Below are 3,446 nucleotides of genomic sequence, written 5' to 3' on the forward strand. Positions count from 1 at the left end.
TATCCTTGGAGAAAAATAGGTTTGCATCGTCTCTATGATGAGATGGATGCCTGTTCTGCTTACATTGTGAAGAGAAGATATGTCTGGAAGCTTCCAGGTGTTTTGAGCGGTCGAAAGATCGTTTCGAGACGTCCGAGCCCAGTCCCGAAGAAGCCATGGATGGTCTAGCCGACCGGAAGTGGAAGAGGGTCTGGAGGTAGGAAGGAAGTCTTGTCGTTAGGGCATGATCGTTGTTGGGGTGTTCTTCGGAGCGCGCCTCTGACGGTCGTGTCGGATTGGTGTTGCCTGACCGCGCATCACCGGACAGATCTCGAGAAGCTGGTCTTAAGATATGGCCTCGAAGTCGCTCGGCGTGACTTTTGTGAGGACCATATCGAACACGTCGATGGCATCATGAGATGATCCGATTGTAAAAGGTAATCGGATCTCTGGGCGGCATTTGCGGCACATTCAGTTGTGCCCGGATGGCCAGGTTTGGCTGCCCTACGAGGCGACAAGCCGAGTGGGTAAGCTTAGCCAAACCCAGATAGTGATGAGCATTGGCAATGAGAACGATCAAGTGAAAGAAGGGCATTTGGTGGATGCCTTGGCATGCACAGGCGATGAAGGACGTGATACGCTGCGAAAAGCCGTGGGGAGCTGCGAATGAGCTTTGATCCATGGATCTCCGAATGGGGCAACCCACCTTAGATGCTTGGAAAATCATTTTGGTTGGCAACTGGTCCCGAAGCCGTAAGGCTTCGCAAGGCCAGAGGCCGTCGCCGGTTATCCGGCGTCAAGAAACCAAAGTGGTTTCCAAGCATTGTTGAAAGGTATCTTATCCTGAATTCAATAGGGATAAGAAGCGAACGCAGGGAACTGAAACATCTAAGTACCTGCAGGAAAGGACATCAACCGAGACTCCGCAAGTAGTGGCGAGCGAACGCGGACCAGGCCAGTGGCAATGAGGAATGAAGTGGAAGGATCTGGAAAGGTCTGCCGCAGTGGGTGACAGCCCCGTACACGTATAACACTCATTGTCCTTGAGTAAGGCGGGACACGTGAAATCCTGTCTGAACATGGGGAGACCACTCTCCAAGCCTAAGTACTCGTGCATGACCGATAGCGAACAAGTACCGTGAGGGAAAGGTGAAAAGCACCCCGACAAGGGGAGTGAAATAGAACCTGAAACCGGATGCCTACAAACAGTCGGAGCCCGCAAGGGTGACGGCGTACCTTTTGTATAATGGGTCAACGACTTAGTGTGACATGCAAGCTTAAGCCGGTAGGTGTAGGCGTAGCGAAAGCGAGTCTGAATAGGGCGTTTAGTATGTCGCATTAGACCCGAAACCGAGTGATCTAGCCATGAGCAGGTTGAAGGTTGGGTAACACCAACTGGAGGACCGAACCCGCATCTGTTGCAATAGATTGGGATGACTTGTGGCTAGGGGTGAAAGGCCAATCAAACTCGGAAATAGCTGGTTCTCCGCGAAAACTATTTAGGTAGTGCGTCGACCGAATACCCTCGGGGGTAGAGCACTGGATGGGCTATGGGGACTCACCGTCTTACTGATCCTAACCAAACTCCGAATACCGAGGAGTACTAGTCGGCAGACACACGGCGGGTGCTAACGTCCGTCGTGAAAAGGGCAACAACCCTGACCTCCAGCTAAGGTCCCCAAGTCATGGCTAAGTGGGAAAGGATGTGAGGATCCCAAAACAACCAGGATGTTGGCTTAGAAGCAGCCATCATTTAAAGAAAGCGTAACAGCTCACTGGTCTAAATAAGGGTCTTTGCGCCGAAAATGTAACGGGGCTGAAGCCATGCACCGAAGCTGAGGCTTATACACTTAGGTGTATAGGGGTAGCGGAGCGTTCCGTAAGCCAGTGAAGGGATACCCGTGAGGGATCCTGGAGGTATCGGAAGTGCGAATGTTGACATGAGTAACGATAAAGAGGGTGAGAGACCCTCTCGCCGAAAGACCAAGGGTTCCTGCTTAAAGTTAATCTGAGCAGGGTTAGCCGGCCCCTAAGACGAGGCGGACACGCGTAGTCGATGGGAACCACGTTAATATTCGTGGGCCTGGTGGTAGTGACGGATTGCTCAACTTGTCCGGACTTATTGGATTGTCCGGGCGGGGACGCGGTTCCAGGAAATAGCTCCACCGTATAGACCGTACCCGAAACCGACACAGGTGGTCAGGTAGAGTATACCAAGGCGCTTGAGAGAACTATGTTGAAGGAACTCGGCAAATTGCACGCGTAACTTCGGAAGAAGCGTGACCCTTTTCTACGCAAGTAGGATGGGGTGGCACAGACCAGGGGGTAGCGACTGTTTATCAAAAACACAGGGCTCTGCGAAGTCGCAAGACGACGTATAGGGTCTGACGCCTGCCCGGTGCTGGAAGGTTAAGAGGAGGGGTGCAAGCTCTGAATCGAAGCCCCAGTAAACGGCGGCCGTAACTATAACGGTCCTAAGGTAGCGAAATTCCTTGTCGGGTAAGTTCCGACCTGCACGAATGGCGTAACGACTTCCCCGCTGTCTCCAACATAGACTCAGTGAAATTGAATTCCCCGTGAAGATGCGGGGTTCCTGCGGTCAGACGGAAAGACCCCGTGCACCTTTACTATAGCTTTACACTGGCATTCGTGTCGGCATGTGTAGGATAGGTGGTAGGCTTTGAAGCGGGGACGCCAGTTCTCGTGGAGCCATCCTTGAAATACCACCCTTATCGTCATGGATGTCTAACCGCGGTCCGTCATCCGGATCCGGGACAGTGTATGGTGGGTAGTTTGACTGGGGCGGTCGCCTCCGAAAGAGTAACGGAGGCGCGCGATGGTGGGCTCAGAGCGGTCGGAAATCGCTCGTCGAGTGCAATGGCATAAGCCCGCCTGACTGCGAGACTGACAAGTCGAGCAGAGACGAAAGTCGGTCATAGTGATCCGGTGGTCCCGCGTGGAAGGGCCATCGCTCAACGGATAAAAGGTACGCCGGGGATAACAGGCTGATGACCCCCAAGAGTCCATATCGACGGGGTTGTTTGGCACCTCGATGTCGGCTCATCGCATCCTGGGGCTGGAGCAGGTCCCAAGGGTTTGGCTGTTCGCCAATTAAAGCGGTACGTGAGCTGGGTTCAGAACGTCGTGAGACAGTTCGGTCCCTATCTGCCGTGGGTGTAGGAATATTGACAGGATCTGTCCCTAGTACGAGAGGACCGGGATGGACATATCTCTGGTGGACCTGTTGTCCTGCCAAGGGCATAGCAGGGTAGCTATATATGGAAGGGATAACCGCTGAAGGCATCTAAGCGGGAAACCCACCTGAAAACGAGTATTCCCTTGAGAACCGTGGAAGACGACCACGTTGATAGGCCGGGTGTGGAAGTGCGGCAACGCATGAAGCTTACCGGTACTAATCGTTCGATCGGCTTGATCGTTCCCATTGCTTATGCTCATCAAAGATGAGC

The 3,446-nt window shown here is 53.2% G+C and carries 1 rRNA gene; it reads left to right on the plus strand.

Features of this window, described 5'->3' with window-relative positions:
* The first annotated feature begins 553 nt into the window (after positions 1-553).
* Positions 554-3,416: ribosomal RNA gene (locus AC6CIG_RS29545) — 23S ribosomal RNA — on the plus strand.
* Positions 3,417-3,446 lie beyond the last annotated feature (30 nt).

This window comes from Sinorhizobium sp. GQ132 (genome assembly GCF_059758575.1).